Source organism: Staphylococcus sp. 231237_7MaSpsaltlick (assembly GCF_043107035.1).
In genome coordinates, this window is sequence record NZ_JBICNX010000391.1 from 1 (window position 1) to 433 (window position 433).

Annotated in this window: 1 protein-coding gene; it reads left to right on the forward strand. The window is 33.5% G+C overall.

Features of this window, described 5'->3' with window-relative positions:
• Window positions 1–29 precede the first annotated feature (29 nt).
• The coding region (locus tag ACF91D_RS32040; protein ID WP_392438745.1) for a UTP--glucose-1-phosphate uridylyltransferase at window positions 30–433 on the forward strand (404 nt) is incomplete at its 3' end.

The window sequence follows — 433 nt, forward strand, 5'->3', positions numbered from 1 at the left end:
TTTGAAATATTAGAGGGAGGATATAACTTATGAAAATTAAGAAGGCTATAATACCAGCAGCAGGTTTAGGTACCAGGTTTTTACCAGCAACTAAAGCGATGCCTAAAGAAATGTTACCTATTTTAGATAAGCCTACTATCCAATATATAGTAGAAGAAGCAGTAGAAGCGGGAATTGAAGATATTATTATAGTTACAGGTAAGCATAAAAGAGCAATCGAAGATCATTTTGATAATCAAAAAGAATTGGAAATGACTCTGGAAGAAAAAGGTAAGTCTGAGTTACTTCAATCAGTAAAACACTCAAGCAACTTAGCAAATATGTTTTATGTAAGACAAAAAGAACAAAAAGGTTTAGGTCATGCTATATGGACCGCTAGACAATTCATAGGGAATGAACCATGTGCTGTTTTATTAGGAGATGACATTGTCCA